This is a genomic window from Actinoallomurus sp. NPDC050550 (genome assembly GCF_040655075.1).
GTDB lineage: Bacteria > Actinomycetota > Actinomycetes > Streptosporangiales > Streptosporangiaceae > Actinoallomurus.
The window spans coordinates 79,176-102,685 of record NZ_JBFAJC010000032.1; the positions used below are offsets into that span (position 1 = coordinate 79,176).

The window sequence follows — 23,510 nt, forward strand, 5'->3', positions numbered from 1 at the left end:
CGAATCCGCCAGGCTCACAACGAGAACCGGCGTGAAAAACAGGAGTTGACGTGATCCAGCAGGAGTCGCGACTCAAGGTCGCCGACAACACGGGTGCCAAGGAGATTCTGTGCATCCGCGTTCTCGGCGGCTCGGGTCGGCGCTATGCGGGCATCGGTGACATCATCGTCGCCACCGTGAAGGACGCTCTTCCCGGTGCCGGCGTCAAGAAGGGTGATGTCGTTAAGGCCGTCGTCGTGCGCACCCGCAAGGAGCGGGGCCGTCCCGACGGCTCCTACATCCGCTTCGACGAGAACGCGGCCGTCCTGATCAAGGACGGCGGCGACCCCCGCGGCACGCGTATCTTCGGCCCGGTCGGCCGGGAGCTGCGTGAGAAGCGGTTCATGCGCATCATCTCGCTGGCGCCGGAGGTGCTGTGATGAAGATCAAGAAGGGCGACGAGGTCGTCGTCATCGCGGGCAAGGACAAGGGCGCGACGGGCAAGGTCATCGTGGCCGACCCCAAGGGCGAGCGCGTGGTCGTCGAGGGCGTGAACATGGTGAAGCGCCACACCAAGGAGACGAACCAGGGCCCGCGTGGCGCCAAGGAAGGCGGGGTCGTCACCAAGGAGGGGCCGATCCACGTCAGCAACGTGATGCTGCTGGAGAACGGCAAGCGCACTCGCGTCGGCTACCGCATCAACGACGACGGCACGAAGGTTCGTATCTCGCGCCGTACCGGTAAGGAAATCTGATGACCGCCGACACGACTACGCAAGAGACCCCGCAGCCGAGGCTCAAGCTGCGCTACCGCGAGGAGATCGCGAAGGCGCTGAAGGAAGAGTTCGGCTACGCCAACGTCATGCAGATCCCGGGCGTGACCAAGGTCAAGGTCAACATGGGCGTCGGTGACGCCGCCCGCGACTCGAAGCTCATCGAGGGCGCGGTGCGCGACCTGACGACCATCACCGGCCAGAAGCCCGCGGTCGCCCGCGCGAAGAAGTCCATCGCGCAGTTCAAGCTGCGTGAGGGCATGCCGATCGGCGCGCACGTGACGCTGCGCGGCGACCGTATGTGGGAGTTCCTCGACCGGCTGCTCTCGCTGGCGCTGCCCCGCATCCGTGACTTCCGCGGCCTGTCGCCGAAGCACTTCGACGGCAACGGCAACTACACGTTCGGGCTCACCGAGCAGGTGATGTTCCATGAGATCGACCCCGACAAGGTCGACCGCCAGCGCGGCATGGACATCACGATCGTGACCACCGCGAAGACCGACGACGAGGGCCGGGCGCTCCTGCGAGCCCTGGGCTTCCCGTTCAAGGAGAACTGAGATGGCGAAGAAGGCTCTGATCGCCAAGGCGAACCGGAAGCCCAAGCACGCCGTGCGCGCCTACACTCGGTGCTCGCGGTGCGGGCGTCCGCGTGCCGTCTTCCGCAAGTTCGGCCTGTGCCGGATCTGCTTCCGGGAGATGGCGCACCGTGGCGAGCTGCCCGGCATCACCAAGTCCAGCTGGTAACAACCGGCTTTCGATAATGACCGACCGGGCGCCTGGACAGAGGCGCCCACGACCGCGTCGTAGGTCCGTGAGGTACGGAAACCGCGGCGAGGAGGGCCAGTAGGCCATGACGATGACCGACCCGATCGCAGACATGCTGACGCGTCTGCGGAACGCGAATTCGGCGTACCACGACACCGTGAATATGCCGTACTCGAAGATCAAGGCGCACATCGCCGAGATCCTCCAGCAGGAGGGTTACATCTCGGGATGGAGCGTCGAGGACGCCGAGGTCGGCAAGAAGCTCGTAGTCGACCTCAAGTTCGGCCCGAGCCGGGAGCGCTCGATCGCCGGGCTCAAGCGGGTGTCCAAGCCTGGCCTGCGGGTCTACGCGAAGAAGGACAACCTGCCGAAGGTCCTCGGTGGTCTCGGCGTCGCGATCATCTCGACGTCCTCCGGCCTCATGACCGACAAGCAGGCCGGCAAGCACGGCGTGGGCGGGGAAGTCCTCGCCTACGTCTGGTGAGGGGAGGGACACAAGCATGTCGCGTATTGGACGTCTGCCCATTCCCGTCCCCAGCGGCGTCGACGTCAAGGTCGATGGCCAGGAGGTCACGGTCAAGGGCCCCAAGGGCGAGCTGAAGCACACGGTGGCCCGGCCGATCGAGGTCGTTCAGGAGAACGGCGAGATCAAGGTCGGTCGCCCCAGCGACGAGGGTCCGATCCGTGCGCTGCACGGCCTCACCCGGTCGCTGATCAACAACATGGTCATCGGCGTGACGCAGGGCTACAGCAAGACGATGGAGATCGTCGGCGTCGGCTACCGCGTCCAGGCCAAGGGCAGCAACCTCGAGTTCTCGCTCGGCTACAGCCACCCGATCACGGTCGAGGCCCCGTCGGGCATCAACTTCCGTGTCGAGCGGCCGACGCAGTTCGTCGTCGAGGGCATCGACAAGCAGAAGGTCGGCGAGGTCGCCGCGAACATCCGCAAGCTGCGCAAGCCCGACCCGTACAAGGGCAAGGGCGTGCGGTACCAGGGTGAGCAGATCCGCCGCAAGGTCGGAAAGGCTGGTAAGTAGACATGGCTGCGAGCAAGACTCAGGTCCGTTCGCGGACCGCTGCGCGCGCCGCGTCGCGGACCCGCCGGCACCTGCGCGTCCGCAAGAAGGTCCAGGGCACGCCGCAGCGGCCGCGCCTGGTGGTGACGCGTTCGACGAAGCACATGTTCGCGCAGATCATCGACGACCTGGCCGGTCACACGCTGGCGTCGGCGTCCACGCTGGACGCCACGCTCCGTACGGCCGAGGGCGACAAGAGCGCCAAGGCGCGCAAGGTCGGCGAGCTCCTCGCCGAGCGGGCGCGCGAGGCGGGCATCAGCGCGGTGGTCTTCGACCGCGCCGGGCATCGCTACCACGGCCGTATCGCGGCCCTGGCCGACGGTGCTCGAGAGGGCGGGCTGGAGTTCTGATGGCCCGCGAATCGCACCTGATGACGCACGAGAAGAGGAACCACTAATGGCAGCACCACGTCGTGGCGGCGGCGAGCGGCGCGACCGGCGTGATGACCGCCGCGGTGGCGCCGACAAGGGACAGTCGTACATCGAGCGCGTCGTAGCGATCAACCGTGTCGCCAAGGTCGTCAAGGGCGGCCGGCGCTTCAGCTTCACGGCGCTCGTCGTCGTGGGCGACGGCAACGGCACCGTCGGAGTCGGTTACGGCAAGGCCAAGGAGGTGCCCGCGGCGATCGCCAAGGGTGTCGAGGAGGCCAAGAAGCACTTCTTCAAGGTGCCGCGCATCCAGGGCACCATCCCGCACACCAGCCAGGGTGAGGAGGCCGCGGGCGTCGTCATGCTCAAGCCGGCCAGCCCCGGTACCGGTGTGATCGCGGGTGGCCCGGTGCGCGCGGTGCTGGAGTGCGCGGGCATCCACGACGTCCTGTCGAAGTCGCTGGGCTCGTCCAACGCGATCAACATCGTGCACGCGACGGTCGCGGCCCTCAAGCAGCTCAACCGGCCCGAGGAGATCGCGGCCAAGCGTGGGCTGCCGATCGAGGACGTCGCTCCGGCCGCGATGCTCCGTGCCCGTGCCGCGGGCAGCGAGCCCCGGCAGGAGGCGGCATCGTGAGCAACCTGAAGATCACGCAGGTCAAGTCGCAGATCGGTGGCAAGCAGAACCAGCGTGACACCCTGCGTACCCTCGGGCTCAAGCGGATCGGCCACAGCGTCGTCCGCGAGGACCGCCCCGAGGTTCTCGGGATGATCAACACCGTTCGCCACCTCGTGACCGTCGAGGAGGTCGACTGACATGGGCGCAGAGACCCCGCTGAGGCCGCATCACCTGCGGCCGGCGCCGGGCGCGCACAAGGCCAAGGCCCGCAAGGGCCGTGGTGAGGCGTCCAAGGGCAAGACCGCCGGACGCGGCACGAAGGGCACGAAGGCTCGTACCACCGTGCCCGTCGGCTTCGAGGGCGGCCAGATGCCGCTGATCCGCCGGGTTCCGAAGCTCAAGGGCTTCAAGAACCCGTTCCGGGTCGAGTACCAGGTCGTGAACGTGGCCAAGATCGCCGAGCTCTTCCCTGAGGGCGGCGAGGTCACGCCGGAGGGCCTGGTGGCGAAGGGCGCCGTGCGCGCCGGTCGTCCGGTCAAGATCCTCGGTACCGGTGACATCTCCGTAACGGTTCAGGTCAAGGCGCACGCCTTCTCCGGCTCCGCGAAGGAGAAGATCGCTGGTGCCGGAGGCACGGCCGAAGAGCTGTGAGTCAAAGCCCTTGTGGGATTCGCCCCCGCCATACGGTGGCGGGGGCGGCAATCCCCACAAGGGCTGTTAGAGTTCGACCGGCGACACTTTCGCCGCAACTTGAGGATCGACTGAGGCCCGTGAGCGGCCATAGGCCGGAAACCGCGCAGGAGGAATGGTGCTGACCGCGTTCACTCGGGCGTTTCGAACACCCGACCTGCGCAAGAAGCTTCTCTTCACGCTGTTCATCATGGCGGTGTTCCGGCTGGGTTCTCAGCTGCCGGCACCGGGCGTGAACACCGGAGCCGTGCACCGCTGTATCGACACGGTGAGCAAGGGGGCCAACGCCAACGTCTATGGCCTGGTCAACCTGTTCAGCGGCGGTGCGCTGCTGAAGCTCTCGATCTTCGCCCTGGGCATCATGCCCTACATCACGGCGAGCATCATCCTGCAGCTCCTGACCGTGGTGATCCCGCGTCTGGAGGCGCTCCGGAAGGAGGGCCAGGCCGGGACCACGAAGATCACCCAGTACACCCGTTATCTGACGATCGGGCTGGCGATCCTCCAGGGCACCGGCATCGTCGCCATGGCGAGCACCGGCAACCTGCTGCAGGGCTGCACCGAGGAACTGCTCTGGAACAAGGGCTGGTTCACCATCGTCACGATGGTCGTCACGATCACGGCAGGCACATCGGTGATCATGTGGCTCGGTGAGCTCGTCACCGACCGGGGCATCGGCAACGGCATGTCGATCCTGATCTTCACCCAGGTGGTGGCGGTCTTCCCGTCCGAGTTCTGGAACATCTACAAGACCAAGGGCGGTTTCGTCTTCGGGATCGTGCTCGCCGTGGGCGTCGCGATCGTCGCCGGCGTGGTCTTCGTCGAGCAGGCGCAGCGCCGCATCCCGGTGCAGTACGCCAAGCGGATGGTCGGCCGCCGGATGTACGGCGGCACATCGACCTACATCCCGCTCAAGGTGAACCAGGCGGGCGTCATCCCCGTCATCTTCGCCTCGTCGCTGCTGTACCTCCCGCAGCTGATCGTGCAGATGTGGCACAGCTCGAACCCGATCGCCACGTTCATCTCCAAGTACCTGGTCAAGGGCGATCACCCGATCTACATGGCCCTGTACTTCCTGCTGATCATCTTCTTCACCTACTTCTACGTCGCGATCACGTTCAACCCGACCGAGGTCGCGGACAACATGAAGAAGTACGGTGGGTTCATTCCGGGCATCCGTCCGGGGCGGCCGACCGCCGAGTACCTCGACTACGTGCTCACGCGGATCACCGCGCCCGGTGCGCTCTACCTCGGTCTGATCGCGCTGGTGCCGATGGTGGCGTTCGGCCTCATCGGGGCCAGCCAGAACTTCCCCTTCGGTGGCACCAGCATCCTGATCATGGTCGGCGTCGGGCTGGACACGGTGAAGCAGATCGAGAGCCAACTCCAGCAGCGTAACTACGAGGGCTTCCTGCGGTAGTGCGTATCGTGCTTGTGGGCCCCCCGGGAGCGGGCAAGGGGACTCAGGCCCAGTTCATCTCATCGCATCTGTCGGTCCCGAAGATCTCGACAGGTGACATCTTCCGCGCCAACGTGAGCGGCAATACGCCCCTCGGCCGCAAGGCCAAGGAGTACATGGACCGCGGTGACCTCGTCCCCGACGAGGTCACCATCGCGATGGTGCGGGACCGGCTGGCCGAAGAGGACGCGCAGGAAGGCTTCCTGCTCGACGGCTTCCCGCGCAACGTGCCGCAGGCGGAGACCCTCAAGAAGATCCTCTCCGAGATGGATCAGCGGCTCGACCTGGTCCTCGAGCTGGTGGTCGAGAACGACGAGGTCGTACGCCGGCTGTCCGGGCGCCGTACCTGCCGAAAGTGCGGGCGGATCTGGCACGTGGCGTTCGACCCGCCGTCCAAGGAGGGCGTCTGCGACGTCTGCGGCGGCGAGCTGTTCCAGCGTGACGACGACCGCGAGGAGACCATCAGGCACCGCCTGGAGGTCTACCAGGAACAGACCGCGCCTCTCGCGTCGTTCTACGCCGATGAGGGCATTCTGGTCGGTATCGACGCGACAGGGCCCGTCGAAGAGGTCACCGAGAGGGCGCTCGCCGCGCTTCGTCCGTTCACCGACTGATCCGGTGGGGAGGCGCGGCCGGATTCCTCGGGCGCGCCCCGGATCTACCTGCGGAGCGAAGAGTGTGGAAGAAGCGTAAGCCGGCCATTCAGATCAAGACGCCGGGCGAACTGGACGTGATGCGCGAGGCGGGCCTCGTCGTCGCCCGTACGCTCGAGCGGCTCGTCGAGGCCGTCAAGCCCGGCATCACGACGGCGGACCTCGACGCCATCGCCGAGGAGTCGATCCGCTCAGCGGGCGCGACACCGTCGTTCAAGGGCTACCAGGGGTTCCCGGCCTGCATCTGCACCTCGATCAACGAGGAGATCGTGCACGGCATCCCCAACCCGTCCAAGGTGCTCGCCGAGGGCGACGTCATCTCCATCGACTGCGGCGCGATCGTCGACGGCTGGCACGGCGACTCGGCCGTGACCGTGCCCGTCGGCGAGATCACGCCCGAGGAGCGCAGGCTCCTCGAGGTCTGCGAGGAGTCGCTGTGGCGCGGCCTGGCGGCCGGGCGGGTCGGCGGCCGGCTGAGCGACATCGGCAACGCCGTCGAGACGTACGTCCGCGGCCAGGGCGACTACGGCATCGTCGAGGAGTACGTCGGTCACGGCATCGGCACCGAGATGCACATGGACCCGGCGGTGCCCAACTATGGGCAGCCGGGCCGCGGGCCGCTGCTGGTGCCCGGCATGTGCTTCGCGGTCGAGCCGATGGTCAACCTGGGGACGGCCGAGACGATCCTGCTCGAGGACGACTGGACGGTCATCACCGCCGACGGCCGCCGCTCGGCGCACTTCGAGCACACCTTCGCCGTCACCGAGGACGGCCCGTGGGTCCTGACCGCCCTGGACGGTGGCCAGGAGCGGCTGAAGAGCGCTTGACCACCGCGCCACTTGCCGCCGGCGTTGACGCCTTGCCGTCGGTGGCGACGAGGCACCGCCCGAAACGCCGCGTACGAGACGCCAGAGCCGCCGCGTAGGGCACGCCCGATGTCCGTGGCCCGACGCTTCGGCCCGGAGCGCCTGAGGGAGCTGACAGCCGTGGTGGCGGTGGAAACGGGCGCGGCGCAGCGTAGCCTCTGGATTGTGGGAACTTGGGGGCTTCGGGAGAGGATCAACAATGGCGTTCAATCCTGAGATACGAGCCTCCGACGCGGATCGCGATCGGGTCGCTGCGGCGCTTCGGGAGCACTGTGCTCAGGGACGTATCGGCGTCGACGAGCTCAACGAGCGCCTCGACGTCGCCTACCGTGCGCGGACGCTCGGCGACCTGCAGAAGGTGACGAGCGACCTTCCCGAAGAGGACATGTACGAGCTTCCAGTGCCGGCGTACCGCCGCTCGACGCCGACGCGCCGTCCGTCGGGCGCGGTGTACCGGAAGGGCATGCGCGCGGGCTGGGCGTCGTACGCCTCGATCAACCTGGTCTGCATCGTGATCTGGCTGCTGACCGCCGTGTCGTCGGGCGCCTGGTACCCCTGGTGGATCTGGGTCGCCGGCCCCTGGGGCGCGCTGCTGCTGGCCGGCCAGTTCTTCGGATCCCACGAAGAACGCCACTGACCCGAGCCCGTCAAGAGCCGTCGGCGCCATGACCGGCGGCGGTCGGGCAGGAGTAGGGGACCTGGCTCTCGAGCGCCGACCGGCGCGTAGCCCGGCGGGCGTCAACTCCACGACGACATTTGTCCAAGACCGATGGTCGGCGGCCCGTGCATCATCCCCTGCATGAGTGAGTACGACGCCCCGCACTCGAGTGGGATGCACGTGGTCCACGACGGCCCGCGCCAGGCGCCGCCGCTGTTGCTCATCCACGGATCGGGGGCCGCGGGCGGGTGCTGGGGTCCGATGGTCCCGGCACTGGCCGGCCACCATCACGTGATCCGGGTCGACCTCCCGGGCTGCGGTCAGTCCCCGCCGGCGCCGTCATACGACGTGCCCGCGCAGGCGGGCCGGGTGGCGGCGCTGCTCGACGACCTCGGCCTTCGTCACGTCGCCGTGGCGGGGCACTCCAGCGGCGGCTACACCGCCACCGCGCTCGCCGAACAGCGCCCCGACCTGGTGAGGTCGCTCGCACTGATCAGCACCGGGCCGAGTCTCGATGCGTTCCTTCCGCAGCCTCTCCTCCTCCGGATTCTGTTGGGCCCGCCTTTCGGCCCGATTCTCTGGTCGAGGCGTTCGGACGCGGTGATCCGCAGGGGGATCAGCGTGACGGCCGCTCGCCCGGTGGACGTACCGGACGACTTGGTCGCCGGGGTACGGGGGATCACGTACCGCGCGTTCAGGGCGGTGCTGCGCCGGAACTCCGCGTACGTCGCCGAGCGGAGCGTCCCCGAGCGTCTCGCCATCCTTGAGGTCCCCGTGCTGGTGATCTTCGGCAGTGCCGACCCCCGCTGGGACCCGTCTTCGGCGCACCAGTACGACGCGGTGCCCGGCGCGCGGGTCGAGCTGCTGTCCGGAGTCGGGCACCTACCCATACTCGAGGCATCCGAGACGACCAGCGAACTGTTGCTCGGCTTCACGGCGACGGACCACTGACACCCGCTCGTGATCCCTGAGTCCTACGCTGGTCACGTGCTGTCGACCGGGACACTCGACTGGGCGTGGGTGGACGTCGCAGTCCCGCGCCCGTCAGATCGGCTGCCGGGGATCAGCATGGCCGGGTTCCGCCATCGTGCGCCCGCACATGTGGACATCGCCATGGTCGCGCACCCATCCGTCACCCTGCTCGTCGACCTGAGCGAGAAAGGCATCGTCTACGACACCCAGGGTCGGCGCCAGCGCGGCAGCGTCGTCGTCGGGCTCCTCCCCGGCGATCTTCGGGCGGTCAGCCGAGGGATCGGCGAGTGCCTCCAGATCCGGCTGGAGCCGGTCGTAGCGGCTGTGATGCTCGGCGCATCGACCGAGCTCAGCGGGACGGTGGTTTCCCTCGAGGACGTCTGGGGCCGCGACGCCGGGCGAGCCGAGGACAGGCTGCGCGCCGCCGCCTCGTGGGACGAACGGTTCACGATCGCGGCGGAGATCCTCGCTCGTCGGCTGGGCGCCCGCCCACCGGTCGATCCGGAGGTCGCCCACACCTGGCGGCGGACGCTCACCAGCCGGGGACGAGTGCGGGTCGACGGCCTGGCGGACGAGGTCGGCTGGAGCCGAAAGCGACTGTGGTCCCGCTTCCGGTCCCAGCTCGGCATAAGCCCCAAACGCGCGGCCCGACTGGTGCGGTTCGACCACGCCGCCCACCTTCTCGCGGCGGGTCACGCCGCCGCCGGCGTTGCCACCGAGTGCGGCTACGTCGACCAGTCGCACCTCCACCGCGAGGTCAAGACGTTCGCCGGCCTCACCCCCACGGCCGTGGCCGTCGCACCGTGGCTCGCGATCGACGACGTCGCGTGGCCGACTTCATGAGCCCGTCAAGAGCCGCCGGCACCGTGACCGACGGCGTATCGCCCTGGGTTCAGTCGACGCGGTTCAAGATCATAACTAACGGGCGAGCAGGGGAACGAGTACGTGCGCGTTCGGGCTGCCCCAGCCGGTGACCGGGTCGTAGCCCGGTGCCGCGGGGTAGCCGGTGATGGTCTTGTCGGAGACGGTCACGGTGTTGTCGCCCGTGGTCACGTCGTGGAAGGCCGTCCGGGCGCTGCGGCCGATGCGGTAGAGGGCCGGGTTGACGAAGCCCAGGTCGTGTCCGGCGGCCTGGTCGGCCAGGGCGATCAGCCCCGCCCAGAGTGGGGTGCTGGCGCTGGTGCCGCTGGCTCCGCGGATGGTGTACTTCTGGTCGCTCTCGCTGATGACCATCGCCATTCCGGTGCTGGGAGCGGCGTCGGCGGCCACGTCGGGCACCGCGCGGGCCGGAGCGGAAACGTCTTTCTGATAGGCGGGCCGGGAGAAGAGGTGGCTGAACCCGCCGCCGGTTCCCTGGGAGTGTGACGGGACGCTCCAGGTGGTCTCGCCGAGGTACGCGCCGGTCTCGTGGTCGGCGGTGAGGGTCGTGCCGCCGGCGGCGAGGACGAGGGGGTCCGAGGCCGGTGCGCTGACCTCCTTGACCGGGTCCCAGGCGTCCTGGGGTGTGGAGCCGGGGCAGGGCCGGCTCACGGCACCGGTGTCGCCTGAGCCGGCGACGACCGTGACGTGGCGGTCCCGCGCCGCCCGCAGGACGGCGTGCTGCCGGGTGACCTGAGCGCGGGTGAGGCAGTGTTCGCCCCAACCGGCGCTGATCGAGATCACGTCACCTTGAGCGAGGCCGCGCCGCAGGGCACCGGTCAGCGCGGCCATGGCACTGGCGGGGCTGCTCAGGGCCGTCGGCTTGACCAACACCACGCGGATCGTCGCGGCGGGCGCGACCGCGTGCAGGATCTGGACGTCTTGCACTTCCTCCGCGGTGGCCGGCCAGGGCGAGACCTTCCCGGCGAGGGTGGCGTCGACCTTGAGCCGCACGGCGGGCAGGCCGAACAGGTCGTCGAACGTCTTCATGTCCTGGCGGATGTCGCTGACCTTCGGCGGAGCCAGTTGCTCGGCGGCGAGTGCGGGGACCACGATGGTCTTGCCGCGGCCGTCGATCCCGCGGTCCAGCAGTGGCTGGATGCCGTACGCCACCCGGAGCCGGTGGGGCGTATAGCAGGTGGTCAGGGAATCGCAGGCCGTCGCCACACCGTCGGGTGGACTGGCTGATACGGGTCGGGCGGCGCCCGCGGATCCGCGCCCGGCCGCGGCGGTGAGCAGCACCGCCGCGGCGAGGCCCGTCGCGATCCGTGTCCGCGGATGCGGTGAGACGTCCGGACGGACGCCGATTCGGACGATCATCTTTCTCCTTGCCAGGGCATGCCGATAGAGCTCGTGGTGCTCAAGGGGTGGGTTTCGGGCGTCAGGCGCTGCGGCGGCTCAGCAGCCGGACCGAGACGCAGAGGAGTACGGCGGCGAGGCCGATGAACAGTGCGGCCTCGATGATCTGGAAGGTCCAGAACCGGCTCGCGGGCTGGTAGACGACCCTGAGATGCAATCCGAGCCCGCGTAGGTAGGCGTCGCCCTCGGCCGAGCCATGGAAGGGTCGCTGGGAGATTTTGTTCTCCAAGGCGGCAGAGATCGGGTGGCCGGTCTTGTCGACCAGGTCTTGGCCGAGCACCCAGCGCGGGGTTCCGGGCGAGGTCGGGATGGCACGCGGGCCCATGGTGCGGTTGACCGTTGGAGGTAGGACCTGGGTGATCGGGGTCTGGTAGCGCTGCCGCAGCCAGAATTCCACCGGAAGACGTACTGCCATGAAGGCCGCGAATGCCGCGACGATCGCGGGTACGGTGCGGCGCAGGAGCAGCCCGGCCAGGACGCCGACGGCGAACGCGAAGAGGGTGTACCCGGTGAGGGACAGCCCTTCGAGGTCGAACGCGCCTGGGGCGAACCTGCCGGAAACCTGGTCGACCGGGCTGCGGAACCAGGTGAAGACGGCACTGAGGGCAGCGGTCACCGCGACGATCCCCGCGCCGACCAGGAGGATCTTGACTGTCAGCCAGCGGATCCTGGGGACGGCCTGGGTCCAGGCCAGGCGCCAGGTGCCGTGCTCGTACTCACGGGCGAGGACGCTCGCGCCGACGATCGCGCCGATCAGGCCCGGTAGCGGGCTGAACCAGGTCGACAGGTGATTGGCGATGTCGTTGAACTGGTCCATGAACGCGTTCATTGCCGACTGGCAGTGGTCGCCGCCGGTGTCCTGGAGGAGGCAGGGACCGATGCCGTGCTGTGTGTAGGAGCTGCGGATCGCGTGGCCGTACGGCAGGAAGAGCAGGGCGGCCAGGCCGATCAGCACCAGGCCGGCGAGCGCCTGGGCGCGGTGCTGCCGCCAGGTGAGCCAGATCATCGGGCGATCTCCGTCGGTTGCTCGAGGTAGGCGAGGATGAGCTCTTCCAGCCCGACCGGGTGAGATCGCCAGGTCGGGTGCAGTTCGGGCCCGTTGGTCCCGGTGCGGACCAGCAGATCGGTGTGGCGGTCGCTGTGCGTGACCCGTACGAGCCCGGGAACCGGCGGCTCGTCGTCGGTGCGTGGCCCGGTGAGCATCCGGTGGCCGGCCAGTACGTCCTCGATCTCACCGGCGAGCTGGAGCCGGCCGTCCTTGAGGACCACCAGCCAGTCACAGACCGGCTCCAGGTCGGCGATCACATGCGAGGACAGCAGGACGGTGATCTCGTCTTCGGCGACGGCCGCCATCACGGTGCGCATGAAGTCGCGCCGCGCGATCGGATCGAGGCTGGCCAGCGGCTCGTCCAGTACGAGCAGTGCGGGCCGCTTGGCCAGGGCCAGCGCCAGCGCGACCTGGGCCTGCTGGCCGCCGGACAGTGCTCCGGCGCGCTTGGCCAGGGGGATCCCGAGCTCCTCCAGCCGCCGTTCGGCCAGCGGCTGGTCCCAGCGCAGGTTGAGCGAACGGCCCATCCGCAGCAGGTCGGCGACCGAGAAGGCCGGATAGAGCGGGTGTTCCTGGGCGACGAAGCCGACGCGGGCCAGCGCCTCGGCCGAGCCGGCGCGGGCGTCCTGGCCGAAGACCTCGACGGTGCCCTCGGTCGGGCGCAGCAGGCCGGTGACCAGCTGCAGGAGGGTGGTCTTGCCGGCGCCGTTCGGGCCGACCAAGGCGATCACCGACCCGGCGGGCAGCCGTACGGAGCAGTCACGCAACGCCCACGTCCTGCCGTACCGCATGCCCAGCCCCTTGGTCTCCAGCGCCGGGCTCATGCCACCCCCTCGGCCCGCAGCTCGTTGCGGATGGTGGCGAACATGGCCGTGACCGTCTCGTCGTCCAGCCCGGCGGCATAGGCGTCGCGAACCCACTGCTCGAGCGAGCGCCGCAACCGGGCGTACGGCCCTGGGGCCACCGGCTCGATGGAGGCGGTGATGAAGGTGCCCTGCCCCGGCCGGGCGGTCACCGTCCCTTCGTTCTCCAGCTGGCGGTAGGCCTTCACCACCGTGTTCGGATTGATCGCCAAGGCGGCGACCACCTCCTTCACCGTCGGCAGCTGATCCCCGGTCCGCAGGTAACCCAGCAACAGGGCCTGGCGCACCTGGTGGACGATCTGCAGGTAGGGCGGGACGCCGCTGGATCCGTCCAATCGGAACTGGAACATCCTTCATCCCTTCTTCTATGATGTTAGTAGAACGGTAGTGATCGTTCCGGGGTGGCGTCAAGGCGAGGTGCGAGAGGGTCGGTTGGTGCGGGGCGGAATGAAGCGGCCCCTCCGTGAGTTGGGGGAGAGGGAGTGACGCCTCCGACACGGAGTCCGGACGCGGATTTCGTATTCCGTGGGCGTGTGACGTACACTCTTTTGTCGGTCCCGTGTTGGCTCATGCCCGCACGCCTATGCTGCGTGCCGGGTGCTCCACGGAGGCCGTTCTCCTGACGAACCGATCAGTGAAGCGCGGAGGACATGCCCAAAAAAGAAGGGGCCATCGAGATCGAAGGCACCGTCGTCGAGTCGCTCCCGAACGCCATGTTCCGGGTGGAGCTCGACAACGGGCACAAGGTGCTCGCCCACATCAGCGGAAAGATGCGGATGCACTACATCCGTATCCTGCCCGATGACCGCGTCGTCGTGGAGCTGAGCCCCTACGACCTCACGCGCGGTCGGATCGTCTACCGCTACAAGTAACCACCCACTGGGGTTGCCTTCCCCGCGTATAGTCGGTTGGTGAGCGGCTTCGGCAGTGATGCCGTCGTGGCTCGCCGACGGACTCGGCAGCGCGGGGGTGACCCTGCAAGAGGAGACCCAGTGAAGGTCAAGCCGAGCGTCAAGAAGATCTGCAGCAAGTGCCGCATCATCCGTCGGCACGGCCGGGTCATGGTCATCTGCGATGACCCGCGCCACAAGCAGCGTCAGGGCTGACGACAGAGGCACCGCCGCGCCATCCACACGACGTGACATGGCGCGGCCGTACATATTCCGACGTTCCGCGGCTCCGTAAGGAGCAACCCCCGGTCGGAGGCCGGGGCCTCACCCGGGCAGGGGTGGGGGTGCGGTGCGCAGACCTCCGTGAAACAGAAGGGAACTGCCCGAGATGGCACGCCTCCTCGGCGTCGACCTCCCGCGCGACAAGCGCCTCGAGGTCGCTCTCACCTACATCTTCGGCATCGGCCGCACGCGTGCGCTCGAGACGCTGAAGGAAACCGGCATCAGCGGTGACCGTCGGGTCCACGAGCTCGGTGACGATGAGCTGATCCAGCTCCGTGACTGGATCGAGGCCAACTACCGGATCGAGGGCGACCTGCGCCGCGAGATCCAGGCCGACATCCGTCGCAAGATCGAGATCGGCTGTTACCAGGGCATCCGGCACCGTCGTGGCCTGCCGGTGCACGGTCAGCGGACGCAGACCAACGCGCGTACGCGCAAGGGCAAGAAGAAGACGGTCGCCGGCAAGAAGAAGGCCGGCAAGAAGTAGTAGTCCTCGGCCCCTCGTCCGGGGCCGACGGATCGACGACCTCCAGGAGACTTGAGAGCAGATGCCGCCAAAGAGCCGCCCCGGCGCCAAGAAGGTGCGCCGGAAGGAAAAGAAGAACGTCGCTCACGGGCACGCCCACATCAAGAGCACGTTCAACAACACGATCGTCACGATCACGGACCCCGTGGGCGCCGTGATCGCATGGGCCAGCGCCGGTCACGTGGGCTTCAAGGGCTCGCGTAAGTCGACGCCGTTCGCCGCTCAGATGGCGGCCGAGGCCGCCGCGCGCCGCGCCATGGAGCACGGCATGCGCAAGGTCGACGTCTTCGTGAAGGGCCCGGGCTCGGGCCGCGAGACCGCGATCCGGTCGCTGCAGGCGACCGGCCTCGAGGTCGGTTCCATCCAGGACGTCACCCCGGTGCCGCATAACGGCTGCCGTCCGCCGAAGCGCCGCCGCGTCTGAGTTAGGGAAGAAGAGAGATGGCTCGATACACCGGCGCCGACTGCAAGCTGTGCCGCCGCGAGAAGATGAAGCTGTTCCTCAAGGGCAGCAAGTGCGAGGGCCCGAAGTGCCCGATCGAGATCCGGCCGTACCCGCCGGGTGAGCACGGTCGTGGCCGTCCCAAGGAGAGCGAGCACATGCTCCAGCTCCGGGAGAAGCAGAAGGCCCGTCGCATCTACGGCGTCCTCGAGGCCCAGTTCGTCAACTACTACAAGGAGGCGAACCGCCGGACGGGCAAGACGGGTGACAACCTGCTGAGCCTGCTCGAGCGCCGCCTCGACAACGTGGTCTACCGCGCGGGCTTCGCCAAGAGCCGCGACATGGCCCGTCAGCTGGTCAAGCACGGCCACTTCACGGTCAACGGCCGGAAGGTCGACATCCCGTCGTTCCGCGTGAGCGAGCGCGACATCATCGAGGTGCGCCAGAAGTCCCTCGAGGACACCCCGTTCGTGGTGGCCCGGGCCGAGGTCGGCGAGCGTCAGGTCCCGGCCTGGCTCGAGGTCGTCCCCGACCGGATGCGCATCCTCGTGCACTCCATGCCGGTCCGGCAGCACATCGACGCGCCGGTCCAGGAGCAGCTCATCGTCGAGTGGTACGCCAAGCGCTGACGTCCACTCGTGCGGGCGCACGCCCCCTGGCGTGCGCCCCGCAGTGCGAGATCGCGGCAGTCATATAGCGGGCGCCGCGGGAAGGAAGTAAGAAATGCTCATCGCACAGCGACCGACCCTCACCGAGGAGCAGGTCGACGAGTTCCGGTCGCGGTTCACGATCGAGCCGCTGGAGCCGGGCTTCGGCTACACCATCGGCAACTCGCTCCGCCGTACGCTCCTGTCCTCCATCCCGGGTGCCGCAGTCACCAGCATCCGGATCGAGGGCGTCCTTCACGAGTTCTCCACGATCCCGGGGGTCAAGGAGGATGTCACCGACATCATCCTGAACCTCAAGGAGCTCGTCGTCTCCTCCGAGCACGACGAGCCGGTCGTGATGTACCTCCGCAAGCAGGGCCCCGGTGAGGTCACCGCCGCCGACATCGCGCCGCCGGCCGGTGTCGAGGTGCACAACCCCGAGCTTCACATCGCCACGCTGAACAACAAGGCGAAGCTGGAGATGGAGCTCACCGTGGAGCGTGGCCGTGGCTACGTCTCCGCCGCCCAGAACAAGCAGCCGGGTCAGGAGATCGGCCGGGTTCCGATCGACTCGATCTACTCCCCGGTGCTGAAGGTCACCTACAAGGTCGAGGCGACGCGTGTCGAGCAGCGCACCGACTTCGACCGGCTGATCGTCGACGTCGAGACCAAGCCCGCGATGCTGCCGCGCGACGCGGTGGCGAGCGCCGGCAAGACCCTGGTCGAGTTGTTCGGCCTGGCCCGGGAGCTCAACGTCGAGGCCGAGGGCATCGACATGGGCCCGTCCCCGACGGACGCCGCGCTCGCGGCGGACCTGGCGCTGCCGATCGAGGAGCTCAACCTCACGGTTCGGTCCTACAACTGCCTCAAGCGCGAGGGCATCCACACCGTGGGTGAGCTCGTGGCCCGCAGCGAGCAGGACCTCCTCGACATCCGCAACTTCGGTGCCAAGTCGATCGAAGAGGTCAAGCAGAAGCTCAACGACATGGGCCTCACGCTCAAGGACTCCCCGCCCGGGTTCGACCCGACCGCGGCGGCGGACGCCTACGGCGACGAGGACCAGAGCTACGCGGAGACCGAGCAGTACTAGTCATTTCGGTCGCGGGCGGCTCCTCCGGGGGCCGCTCCGCGGTCACCGACACTCGGCGAGGCGTACGGCCTCGCCGGACCGACACCGGTACCTCGTACGGCCGGTGCGGGTTGAAACAAGGAGAGGGATTCATGCCCACGCCCACCAAGGGCCCTCGTCTCGGTGGCAGCCCGTCGCACCAGCGGCTGATCCTGGCGAACCTCGCCACGGCCCTGTTCGAGCACGGCCGCATCACGACGACCGAGGCCAAGGCCCGGCGGCTGCGTCCGCTGGCGGAGAAGCTGATCACCAAGGCGAAGCGCGGTGACCTCGCAGCGCGGCGTCAGGTTCTCACCGTCGTGAAGGACAAGGGCGTCGTCCACACGCTCTTCACCGAGATCGGCCCGCGGTTCGAGAACCGCCCCGGCGGTTACACCCGGATCACCAAGCTCGGCCCGCGCAAGGGCGACAACGCCCCGATGGCGCTGATCGAGCTGGTGGAGGAGGCCGCGCCGTCCGCGGTGACGACCCGGACGACGGCCGCTCCGGCCACGGAGGCCCCGGCGCCCGCCGCCGAGGAGGCCGAGGAGACCCCGGCGGCCGAGGCTCCGGCCGAAGAGGCTCCGGCGGACGAGACCGAGCCTGACGAGAAGAAGTAGCCCGACGTTTACGACGACGCCCGCCGTGCCCCTACGGGACGGCGGGCTCGTTGTTTGAAAGACTTGTGCTTCGACCTGCTCTTCCGCCGGCGGCGGGAGGCTCGACCATTCATGAAGGGGAAGCCGGTGGACCGCTCCGCCTCGCGCGGATGGCCGCGGCTCAATGGCCTCCTCGGCTCGCTCACGGTAACAGAAGGGGGGCGGCGGCGTTCCCGGTTCGGTGCTTGACCGAAGGCCGGACGCCGCGATCCCGATGACCGCTCTGGTACGTCTCCGGCTCGACCTCGCCTACGACGGGGCGGGCTTCGCCGGCTGGGCGCGTCAGCCCGGACGACGGACCGTGCAGGGCGTCATCGAGGACGCCCTGGGGCGGGTGCTGCGGCTCGACCCGCCGCCGGTGCTGACGGTCGCGGGCCGTACGGACGCCGGGGTCCACGCGCGCGGCCAGGTGGCGCACGTCGTCGTCCCGGTCGCCGCCTACGCCCAGATCAACGGCACGCTGCCGCGGCGCATGGCGGGCGTTCTCCCGCCCGACGTCCGGATCTGGCGCATCGAGCAGGCGCCGGAGGGCTTTGACGCGCGGTTCTCCGCGCTGTCGCGCCGGTACGCCTACCGTGTCTGCGACAACCCGGTCGGCGTCGATCCGCTGCGGCGTCATGAGGTGCTCTGGCACCCGCGCCCCCTCGACCTGGACCGGATGAACGCCGCGAGCGCGCTGCTGCTGGGCGAGAACGACTTCGCCGCGTACTGCCGCAGGCGCGAGGGCGCGACGACGATCCGGCGGTTGGTGCGCTACGACTGGGAGCGCGAGTCGGCCGACGTCGCCGTCGCGACCGTCGTCGCCGACGCGTTCTGCCACTCCATGGTCCGGGCCATCGTCGGCGCGCTGCTGGCGGTCGGGGACCGTCGTAGGCCGGTCGAGTGGCCGGCGGCGGTGCTGGCCGCGGGCACCCGCGACTCGGCGGTCCAGGTGCTCCCGCCGCACGGCCTGTCGCTGGAGGAGGTCACCTACCCGGAGGCCGGGCTGCTGGCCAGCCGGGCCCAGGAGACCCGCCGGGTACGCGTCCTCGGCGTGACACCGGCGGAGGAGCGCCAGGCCGGCTGACACGGACGAATGACGACGCCGGGCGTGCACCACGTGTGCACACCCAGCGTCGTCGTGATGATGGTCGGGCGATGGCGGAGCCGGTGTACTCGAACTGAGTGAGCCGTCGGTCGTTCCGGGCCGGCGCGCGCCGCCGACCCGTCCCGCTCAGTCGCCCTTCTGGCGAGCCTCGATCGGCTTGATCGTCGTGTCGCGGAAGCCGGTGCTGACGTCCTTGAGGGTCTTGTCGTCCGGCTTCGGCTTGTGCGCGTCGGCGTACATGGCGTACGCGTAGATGATGTACCGGCCGCGCACCACGCTCACCGGGTATCCGCCACCCTGGTCGATCTTGGGGGCGTCGGTCGCCTTCATGCCGCGGAACCACTCGTAGTGCGCCGTGTCCTGGGACTTCATCGCGGAATATGCGGCGGCGTCCGTCGGCATCGCCGCGATGCCGGTGGTCACGGCGATCTTCTTGTCGTCGGAGACGAAGGTCGCCCGGACGACCCTGCGGCAGTGCTGGCGGGTCAGCTCGTCGCTGAACGCTCCGTTGGCGGCCAGGTCGCAGTGGTCGTTGGGCACGGTCTTCATCAGGACGAAGGTATGCCCGGCCACCTGGATCTTGGTGTTGGGGAAGACCTCGTTGACGCCCAGGGGCGTCGGATCCTTCTTCTCGTCCCTGATGTCGATGGGCGTCGGCTTGGGCTTCGGCTTGGGTTTCTCGGACGTCTTGGCGGGTGTCGGAGAGGTCACGACAGGCGTCGGCGTCGGCTGCGTGGCATGCGTCGGCGGGGCAGTGTGCTTCTTCGGCGCGTCGTCGGACATCGTCGTGTAGGCGAGGACACCGCTGCCCCCGAGCAGCAGCGCCGCCAAGGCGCCGCCGCCGATGAGGACCGCCCCGGGCACACCGGCCCCGCCCCGCCCTGACCGGCCGGGCCAGCGAGGTCCGCGCGGCCCGCCGGGCTCTCCGGAGCCGATCTGAGGTGTCGGCCGGGTGGCGTCCATCTCGGGCTCGGGCTCCGGCTCCGCCGCCTCGTCCGGGACCGTCCCCGGCGGGAGGATCGCGTCGGGGGTGAGCGGCGGCGTGGTGCTCTCCGCCGCGGACAGCGGCGGTTCGCCCTCGCGGCGCGCCACCGACCTGCTCGGCTCCGGCTCCAGCACGTCCGTCACGGTCTTCTCGGCCGCGTCAGCGGCCATGTCCGCGAACGGGGACGCCGCCCCGGCGGCCGGGCCGGACGGCGTCGGAGCGGAGCCGTACGGGGTCGCGAACGACACGGTTGCGTTTGCGTCCGGATCGGGAGGGAAATGCCCGGGGCGCGGGGGTGGCGCGGTCATGCTCTCCTCGACGTCGGGCGTCGGGGGCGGTCCGGGAGGGGCCGGGTCGCCCGGCGGCGCATCGGCGGTCTGGGGTGTGACGAGGGGGGCCTCGGTCAGGGGGTCGCCGCCGCCGGGCCCCGGCGGTGCCGGGGGCGGCGGATACGGCGGCGGAGGCTCCGGCCCTTCCTTTTCGGACGGTACGAAAGTCTCGTCACGGCCAGACATGGGTCACTAGATTATTAGCGAATGGCGTTCATTATGCCGGTTTGCCGACCATTGACCGATAGTTCAGGGCTGGTCGCAGATTGCTACCTACTGTCGCATTCTGTACAAACGCGGTGACGCCGGAGTAATCGCTCGTGGCGATCTTCTTTCCGTTCGGGTACTGCACCCAGCTCATGATCAGATAATGGCCCTCGGGATCGGCGGTCGTGAGCGACAGGCCCTTACCGATCTTGCTGGTGCTGCCCGCACCCGGCAGCGGCAGAATGTACGCGTCCTTCGGGCGGGACGCCTTCTGCGCGGCACTGGCCACGCTGTCCGTCTTGAGGTTGAGCACGCCGATGGTGCCGATGAACTTGCCATTGCTGAACGTCGCCCGCAGCACCTGGGTGCAGCCCGCCCGCTTGATGGCCTTGGTGAAGGTCGTGCCGTGCACGGCCGTCGTGCACTTGGGGTCCGCGCGGCGCGTCGTCAGCACGTAGCTGCGGCCGCCCGCCTTGAACTTCTTGTTCTTGAAGACCTCGTTCAGCGTCAGCGGCTCCGGGTCGGTCGCCCGGCTCGCGAGCCGCTCGCCCTTTCCGGTCTCGGTCGGCGTGGGCGTCGGGTTCGCCGTCGGCGACTGTTTCGGGGCGGCGGCCGCCTTGGTGCTCGCCGCCGGCTTCGGCTTGCCGTCACCGCCGCCGGACAGCGCCAGGGCCGCTCCACCGCCGAGGACCACGACGCCGGCGACGACGGCCGCACCGATGATCAGGGGCTTCTTTCCGGAGCCGGACCGTTCCTCGCCGCCAGGGGCGAAGGGCGCCGCCTCCTCGCCGTACCCGCCCGGGCCGTCGCCGTACCGGCCCGGGTCTCCAGGAGGCCCGTAGCCGCCCGCTCCGCCCCCGTACGGGCCTTCCGCGGAGCCACCGGCCTCCTGGCCGTAGAACCGTGTCTCCTGGTCGGAGCCGCTCGGCTGCTGAGCGCCGTAGGGAGAAGCCCCGCTCGGCTGCTGAGTGCCGTAGGGAGAAGCCTGGTCGTACGAGGGTGGGCTGCCGTATCGGTTCGCGGGCTCCTCGTCCTGGCGAGCGTCGGTGCCGTACGGGCGATCGAATAGAGAGCCGCTGCCGGTGGCCTGGTCCTCGGCCGGGCCGTACTGCGACTGCGGCGGCTGCGGGGGGCCCCAGCCGCCGGGTTGCTGTTTATCACCCGGAAAAGCCATGAAAGCGACCCTACCTGGTCGAATGCGTGATCAGGCGATCACTGATAGCCGAAGTCCTGCGTCCACCAAGGGCCGCCCGAACCGTACGCGACGCCGATTCCGACGGCCTTGAGCTTGCAGTTAAGGATGTTCTCCCGGTGCCCCGGACTGTTCATCCACCCTTGTATAACGGCCGCCGCAGTCGGGTAGCCCTTCGCGATGTTCTCCGCGCCGGGGGTCGTGTAACCGGCCGCCTTGATGCGGTCCCAGGGGCTCCGCCCGTCCTGCGAGTTGTGGTCGAAGTAATTTCGGTCACGCATGTCCGCCGAGTGCAGCCGGGCCGCGGTCCGCAGCCGTGTGTCCACCCGCAGGGCCGTGCAGCCGTGCTGGGCGCGCTGGACGTTGGTGAGGCGGACGGCCTCGCTCTCCGCCCGGGCGGCGGCCGTCGTCCCCCCGGTCGTTGGGGCGGTGGCGGTCTTGGTCGACCGGGTGGCGCTGTGCGAGGGCGACTTCCGCTTCTTGGCCGGGCTCTTGGACCGGTGGGGCGTCGCGGACGGGCGCGCGCTGGGGGTGGAAGGGTGGACCGCCGCGCCCTGGGGGCTGGGGACGACGAGGTCGCGGGCGGGGCTGGTGATCGGCGACGGAGAGTGCCGCTGCGCGGCGTTCCAGAGTGAACGGGCGGCGAAGCCGCCGGAGACGAAGACCGCGATCGCCAGCAACACGAATGCCTGGACGCGGCGTTTCACGCGCTTCGCGGACAGGGGAGCCTCCTGGGGGGAGCGGAGGACCAGCACTATATGCCCGCGAAGCACGCCAAGTGCGACGTTCTTGGATACTCCCAGGTATATGGTGTCCAAGAGGGACAGCCGTACGATCGTCGCGTCTGACGACGGAAGGGCGGCTCGCGGCGCTCACTTTGCTCGCTGGCGCGTGGGCCGGTATTCTGCTAGTTCGTTGTGTGCGTCAGCGTGCCCGTGATCGGGTCGCTCGACCCACCGGGCCTGCGGCGGCACAGACCGTCCGGCGGACCCAGTCTCTGTTGTCAGACACGAAACGAAGGCTTACGACCGTGCGCACCTACACCCCTAAGCCTGCTGACGTCCAGCGTCAGTGGCACGTCATCGATGCGACCGATGTCGTGCTGGGTAGGCTGGCCAGTCAGGTCGCGACGCTGCTTCGGGGTAAGCACAAGCCGATCTACGCCCCACACCTCGACACGGGTGACTTCGTCATCATCATCAACGCCGACAAGGTGGCGCTGTCGGGCAAGAAGCTCGAGCAGAAGAAGGCCTACCGCCACTCCGGCTACCCCGGCGGTCTGCGCTCCATGGCCTACGCCGACCTGATGAAGAAGAACCCCGAGCGCGCCGTGGAAAAGGCGATCAAGGGCATGCTTCCCAAGAACACGCTGGGCCGCAAGATGGCCAGCAAGGTGAAGGTCTACGCCGGCCCGAACCACCCGCACCAGGCGCAGCAGCCGGTTCCCTACGACATCAAGCAGATCGCGCAGTAACGCGCGGCATCGAAAGAGATCTGAGGAGTACCGTGGCCGAGCCCACCGGTGTCGAGACGCCCATTGAGGGCGCCGAGTTCGAAGAGTACGTGGGGGACTACACCTCCGAGTCCGCGGAGGTCGTCGTTGAAGACGCTCCTCGCCCGGTGCTGACCGGCCCGGCCGCCGGCACCGGCCGCCGCAAGGAGGCCATCGCGCGCGTCCGCATCGTCCCGGGCTCCGGCAAGTGGACGATCAACGGCCGCTCCCTGGACACGTACTTCCCCAACAAGGTCCACCAGCAGGTCGTGAACGAGCCGTTCGTGACCCTCGGCCTTGAGGACCAGTTCGACGTCATCGCCCGCGTGGGCGGCGGCGGCGTCACCGGCCAGGCCGGTGCGCTGCGGCTGGGCATCGCCCGCGCCCTGCAGCTGGTCGACCCCGACAACCGCCCGGCCCTGAAGAAGGCCGGCTTCCTCACCCGTGACGCGCGGGCGAAGGAGCGGAAGAAGTACGGCCTCAAGAAGGCCCGTAAGGCTCCGCAGTACAGCAAGCGTTGATCCTGCCTGTCCGCCGCTCCGACCGTTCCGCCCGTGTGGCGGCCCGGGTCGGCGGACAGGATCTCGGCGGTCCCGCCA

33 protein-coding genes are annotated in these 23,510 nt (G+C 68.9%); 26 read left to right on the forward strand and 7 right to left on the reverse strand.

The window, feature by feature from the left end:
- Positions 1-50 precede the first annotated feature (50 nt).
- From rplN to AB0I04_RS34995, 16 genes are all read left to right on the forward strand, one after another.
- Entirely contained in the window at positions 51-419 is a 369-nt protein-coding gene (gene rplN, locus AB0I04_RS34920) for a 50S ribosomal protein L14 (RefSeq protein ID WP_252780494.1), read from the forward strand.
- Positions 419-733 carry a 50S ribosomal protein L24 gene (rplX, locus tag AB0I04_RS34925; RefSeq protein WP_360894417.1) on the forward strand — a complete coding sequence of 105 codons (315 nt, stop codon included), beginning with the start codon at positions 419-421 and terminating at the stop codon, positions 731-733. Before rplN ends, rplX begins: the two co-directional genes overlap by 1 nt.
- Positions 733-1,308, forward strand: coding sequence for a 50S ribosomal protein L5 (rplE, locus tag AB0I04_RS34930; RefSeq protein WP_360894420.1), 576 nt, complete (start codon positions 733-735; stop codon positions 1,306-1,308). Before rplX ends, rplE begins: the two co-directional genes overlap by 1 nt.
- A gap of 1 nt (position 1,309) precedes the next feature.
- Positions 1,310-1,495, forward strand: a complete 186-nt coding sequence (locus tag AB0I04_RS34935) for a type Z 30S ribosomal protein S14 (RefSeq protein ID WP_252780511.1) — start codon at positions 1,310-1,312, stop codon at positions 1,493-1,495.
- Positions 1,496-1,601: 106 nt separating this feature from the next.
- Positions 1,602-2,000, forward strand: a complete 399-nt coding sequence (rpsH, locus tag AB0I04_RS34940) for a 30S ribosomal protein S8 (RefSeq protein WP_360894424.1) — start codon at positions 1,602-1,604, stop codon at positions 1,998-2,000.
- A gap of 16 nt (positions 2,001-2,016) precedes the next feature.
- On the forward strand, positions 2,017-2,553 hold the full coding sequence (gene rplF / locus AB0I04_RS34945) for a 50S ribosomal protein L6 (RefSeq protein ID WP_360894426.1): 537 nt from the start codon (positions 2,017-2,019) through the stop codon (positions 2,551-2,553).
- A gap of 2 nt (positions 2,554-2,555) precedes the next feature.
- Positions 2,556-2,942 carry a 50S ribosomal protein L18 gene (gene rplR / locus AB0I04_RS34950; RefSeq protein WP_360894430.1) on the forward strand — a complete coding sequence of 129 codons (387 nt, stop codon included), beginning with the start codon at positions 2,556-2,558 and terminating at the stop codon, positions 2,940-2,942.
- Between the two features lie 46 nt (positions 2,943-2,988).
- The gene (rpsE, locus tag AB0I04_RS34955) at positions 2,989-3,597 is read left to right on the forward strand and encodes a 30S ribosomal protein S5 (RefSeq protein ID WP_345429315.1); all 609 of its coding nucleotides are present in this window, start codon (positions 2,989-2,991) and stop codon (positions 3,595-3,597) included.
- Positions 3,594-3,776 (forward strand): 50S ribosomal protein L30, encoded by a 183-nt coding sequence (rpmD, locus tag AB0I04_RS34960; protein ID WP_360894433.1) that lies wholly within the window; start codon positions 3,594-3,596, stop codon positions 3,774-3,776. Before rpsE ends, rpmD begins: the two co-directional genes overlap by 4 nt.
- Before the next feature lies 1 nt (position 3,777).
- Positions 3,778-4,230, forward strand: coding sequence for a 50S ribosomal protein L15 (rplO, locus tag AB0I04_RS34965; protein ID WP_360894436.1), 453 nt, complete (start codon positions 3,778-3,780; stop codon positions 4,228-4,230).
- Between the two features lie 157 nt (positions 4,231-4,387).
- The gene (gene secY, locus AB0I04_RS34970) at positions 4,388-5,689 is read left to right on the forward strand and encodes a preprotein translocase subunit SecY (protein WP_360894540.1); all 1,302 of its coding nucleotides are present in this window, start codon (positions 4,388-4,390) and stop codon (positions 5,687-5,689) included.
- Positions 5,689-6,342 (forward strand): adenylate kinase, encoded by a 654-nt coding sequence (locus AB0I04_RS34975; RefSeq protein ID WP_360894439.1) that lies wholly within the window; start codon positions 5,689-5,691, stop codon positions 6,340-6,342. Before secY ends, AB0I04_RS34975 begins: the two co-directional genes overlap by 1 nt.
- A 62-nt stretch (positions 6,343-6,404) precedes the next feature.
- Positions 6,405-7,208, forward strand: a complete 804-nt coding sequence (gene map, locus AB0I04_RS34980) for a type I methionyl aminopeptidase (RefSeq protein WP_360894442.1) — start codon at positions 6,405-6,407, stop codon at positions 7,206-7,208.
- Between the two features lie 238 nt (positions 7,209-7,446).
- A complete protein-coding gene (locus tag AB0I04_RS34985; protein WP_360894445.1) occupies positions 7,447-7,884 on the forward strand; it encodes a DUF1707 domain-containing protein in 438 nt (145 codons plus the stop codon).
- A 162-nt stretch (positions 7,885-8,046) separates the two neighbouring features.
- Positions 8,047-8,856 (forward strand): alpha/beta fold hydrolase, encoded by an 810-nt coding sequence (locus AB0I04_RS34990; protein WP_360894447.1) that lies wholly within the window; start codon positions 8,047-8,049, stop codon positions 8,854-8,856.
- Positions 8,857-8,892: 36 nt separating this feature from the next.
- A complete protein-coding gene (locus tag AB0I04_RS34995; protein WP_360894450.1) occupies positions 8,893-9,720 on the forward strand; it encodes a helix-turn-helix domain-containing protein in 828 nt (275 codons plus the stop codon).
- 75 nt (positions 9,721-9,795) lie between these two features.
- Here AB0I04_RS34995 and AB0I04_RS35000 read toward each other — a convergent pair whose 3' ends face one another.
- The 4 genes from AB0I04_RS35000 to AB0I04_RS35015 all read right to left on the reverse strand — a co-directional run bounded on the left by AB0I04_RS35000 (position 9,796) and on the right by AB0I04_RS35015 (position 13,415).
- Positions 9,796-11,115 (reverse strand): S53 family peptidase, encoded by a 1,320-nt coding sequence (locus AB0I04_RS35000; protein ID WP_360894452.1) that lies wholly within the window; start codon positions 11,113-11,115, stop codon positions 9,796-9,798.
- A gap of 61 nt (positions 11,116-11,176) precedes the next feature.
- Positions 11,177-12,160, reverse strand: coding sequence for an ABC transporter permease subunit (locus AB0I04_RS35005; protein WP_360894454.1), 984 nt, complete (start codon positions 12,158-12,160; stop codon positions 11,177-11,179).
- A complete protein-coding gene (locus AB0I04_RS35010) occupies positions 12,157-13,026 on the reverse strand; it encodes an ABC transporter ATP-binding protein (RefSeq protein WP_360894457.1) in 870 nt (289 codons plus the stop codon). Before AB0I04_RS35010 ends, AB0I04_RS35005 begins: the two co-directional genes overlap by 4 nt.
- Entirely contained in the window at positions 13,023-13,415 is a 393-nt protein-coding gene (locus AB0I04_RS35015; RefSeq protein ID WP_360894460.1) for a GntR family transcriptional regulator, read from the reverse strand. The genes AB0I04_RS35010 and AB0I04_RS35015 overlap by 4 nt, the downstream gene beginning before the upstream one ends.
- A gap of 300 nt (positions 13,416-13,715) precedes the next feature.
- Here AB0I04_RS35015 and infA point away from each other — a divergent pair, with 300 nt between their 5' ends.
- From infA to truA, 8 genes are all read left to right on the forward strand, one after another.
- Entirely contained in the window at positions 13,716-13,937 is a 222-nt protein-coding gene (infA, locus tag AB0I04_RS35020; RefSeq protein ID WP_067912209.1) for a translation initiation factor IF-1, read from the forward strand.
- Positions 13,938-14,057: 120 nt separating this feature from the next.
- The gene (rpmJ, locus tag AB0I04_RS35025) at positions 14,058-14,171 is read left to right on the forward strand and encodes a 50S ribosomal protein L36 (protein WP_252780562.1); all 114 of its coding nucleotides are present in this window, start codon (positions 14,058-14,060) and stop codon (positions 14,169-14,171) included.
- A gap of 172 nt (positions 14,172-14,343) precedes the next feature.
- Positions 14,344-14,724 carry a 30S ribosomal protein S13 gene (gene rpsM / locus AB0I04_RS35030; RefSeq protein WP_252780566.1) on the forward strand — a complete coding sequence of 127 codons (381 nt, stop codon included), beginning with the start codon at positions 14,344-14,346 and terminating at the stop codon, positions 14,722-14,724.
- Positions 14,725-14,785: 61 nt separating this feature from the next.
- Positions 14,786-15,187 carry a 30S ribosomal protein S11 gene (gene rpsK / locus AB0I04_RS35035; protein WP_345352785.1) on the forward strand — a complete coding sequence of 134 codons (402 nt, stop codon included), beginning with the start codon at positions 14,786-14,788 and terminating at the stop codon, positions 15,185-15,187.
- Positions 15,188-15,204: 17 nt separating this feature from the next.
- Positions 15,205-15,834, forward strand: coding sequence for a 30S ribosomal protein S4 (gene rpsD / locus AB0I04_RS35040; RefSeq protein WP_360894464.1), 630 nt, complete (start codon positions 15,205-15,207; stop codon positions 15,832-15,834).
- A 94-nt stretch (positions 15,835-15,928) separates the two neighbouring features.
- On the forward strand, positions 15,929-16,942 hold the full coding sequence (locus AB0I04_RS35045; RefSeq protein ID WP_252840846.1) for a DNA-directed RNA polymerase subunit alpha: 1,014 nt from the start codon (positions 15,929-15,931) through the stop codon (positions 16,940-16,942).
- Between the two features lie 131 nt (positions 16,943-17,073).
- Complete coding sequence (gene rplQ / locus AB0I04_RS35050) at positions 17,074-17,580, forward strand: 50S ribosomal protein L17 (RefSeq protein ID WP_360894467.1); 507 nt, start codon at positions 17,074-17,076, stop codon at positions 17,578-17,580.
- 253 nt (positions 17,581-17,833) lie between these two features.
- Positions 17,834-18,685 (forward strand): tRNA pseudouridine(38-40) synthase TruA, encoded by an 852-nt coding sequence (gene truA / locus AB0I04_RS35055; RefSeq protein WP_360894470.1) that lies wholly within the window; start codon positions 17,834-17,836, stop codon positions 18,683-18,685.
- A 147-nt stretch (positions 18,686-18,832) separates the two neighbouring features.
- On the opposite strand, the gene AB0I04_RS35060 is transcribed toward truA, so the two are convergent.
- The 3 genes from AB0I04_RS35060 to AB0I04_RS35070 all read right to left on the reverse strand — a co-directional run bounded on the left by AB0I04_RS35060 (position 18,833) and on the right by AB0I04_RS35070 (position 22,237).
- On the reverse strand, positions 18,833-19,999 hold the full coding sequence (locus AB0I04_RS35060; RefSeq protein WP_360894473.1) for a hypothetical protein: 1,167 nt from the start codon (positions 19,997-19,999) through the stop codon (positions 18,833-18,835).
- Positions 20,000-20,237: 238 nt separating this feature from the next.
- The gene (locus AB0I04_RS35065) at positions 20,238-21,401 is read right to left on the reverse strand and encodes a hypothetical protein (protein ID WP_360894475.1); all 1,164 of its coding nucleotides are present in this window, start codon (positions 21,399-21,401) and stop codon (positions 20,238-20,240) included.
- Between the two features lie 38 nt (positions 21,402-21,439).
- On the reverse strand, positions 21,440-22,237 hold the full coding sequence (locus tag AB0I04_RS35070) for a CAP domain-containing protein (RefSeq protein ID WP_360894478.1): 798 nt from the start codon (positions 22,235-22,237) through the stop codon (positions 21,440-21,442).
- Between the two features lie 212 nt (positions 22,238-22,449).
- On the opposite strand from AB0I04_RS35070, the gene rplM reads away from it, so the two are divergent.
- On the forward strand, positions 22,450-22,893 hold the full coding sequence (rplM, locus tag AB0I04_RS35075) for a 50S ribosomal protein L13 (RefSeq protein ID WP_360894480.1): 444 nt from the start codon (positions 22,450-22,452) through the stop codon (positions 22,891-22,893).
- A 32-nt stretch (positions 22,894-22,925) separates the two neighbouring features.
- Positions 22,926-23,432 carry a 30S ribosomal protein S9 gene (rpsI, locus tag AB0I04_RS35080; protein ID WP_360894483.1) on the forward strand — a complete coding sequence of 169 codons (507 nt, stop codon included), beginning with the start codon at positions 22,926-22,928 and terminating at the stop codon, positions 23,430-23,432.
- Positions 23,433-23,510: the final 78 nt, after the last annotated feature.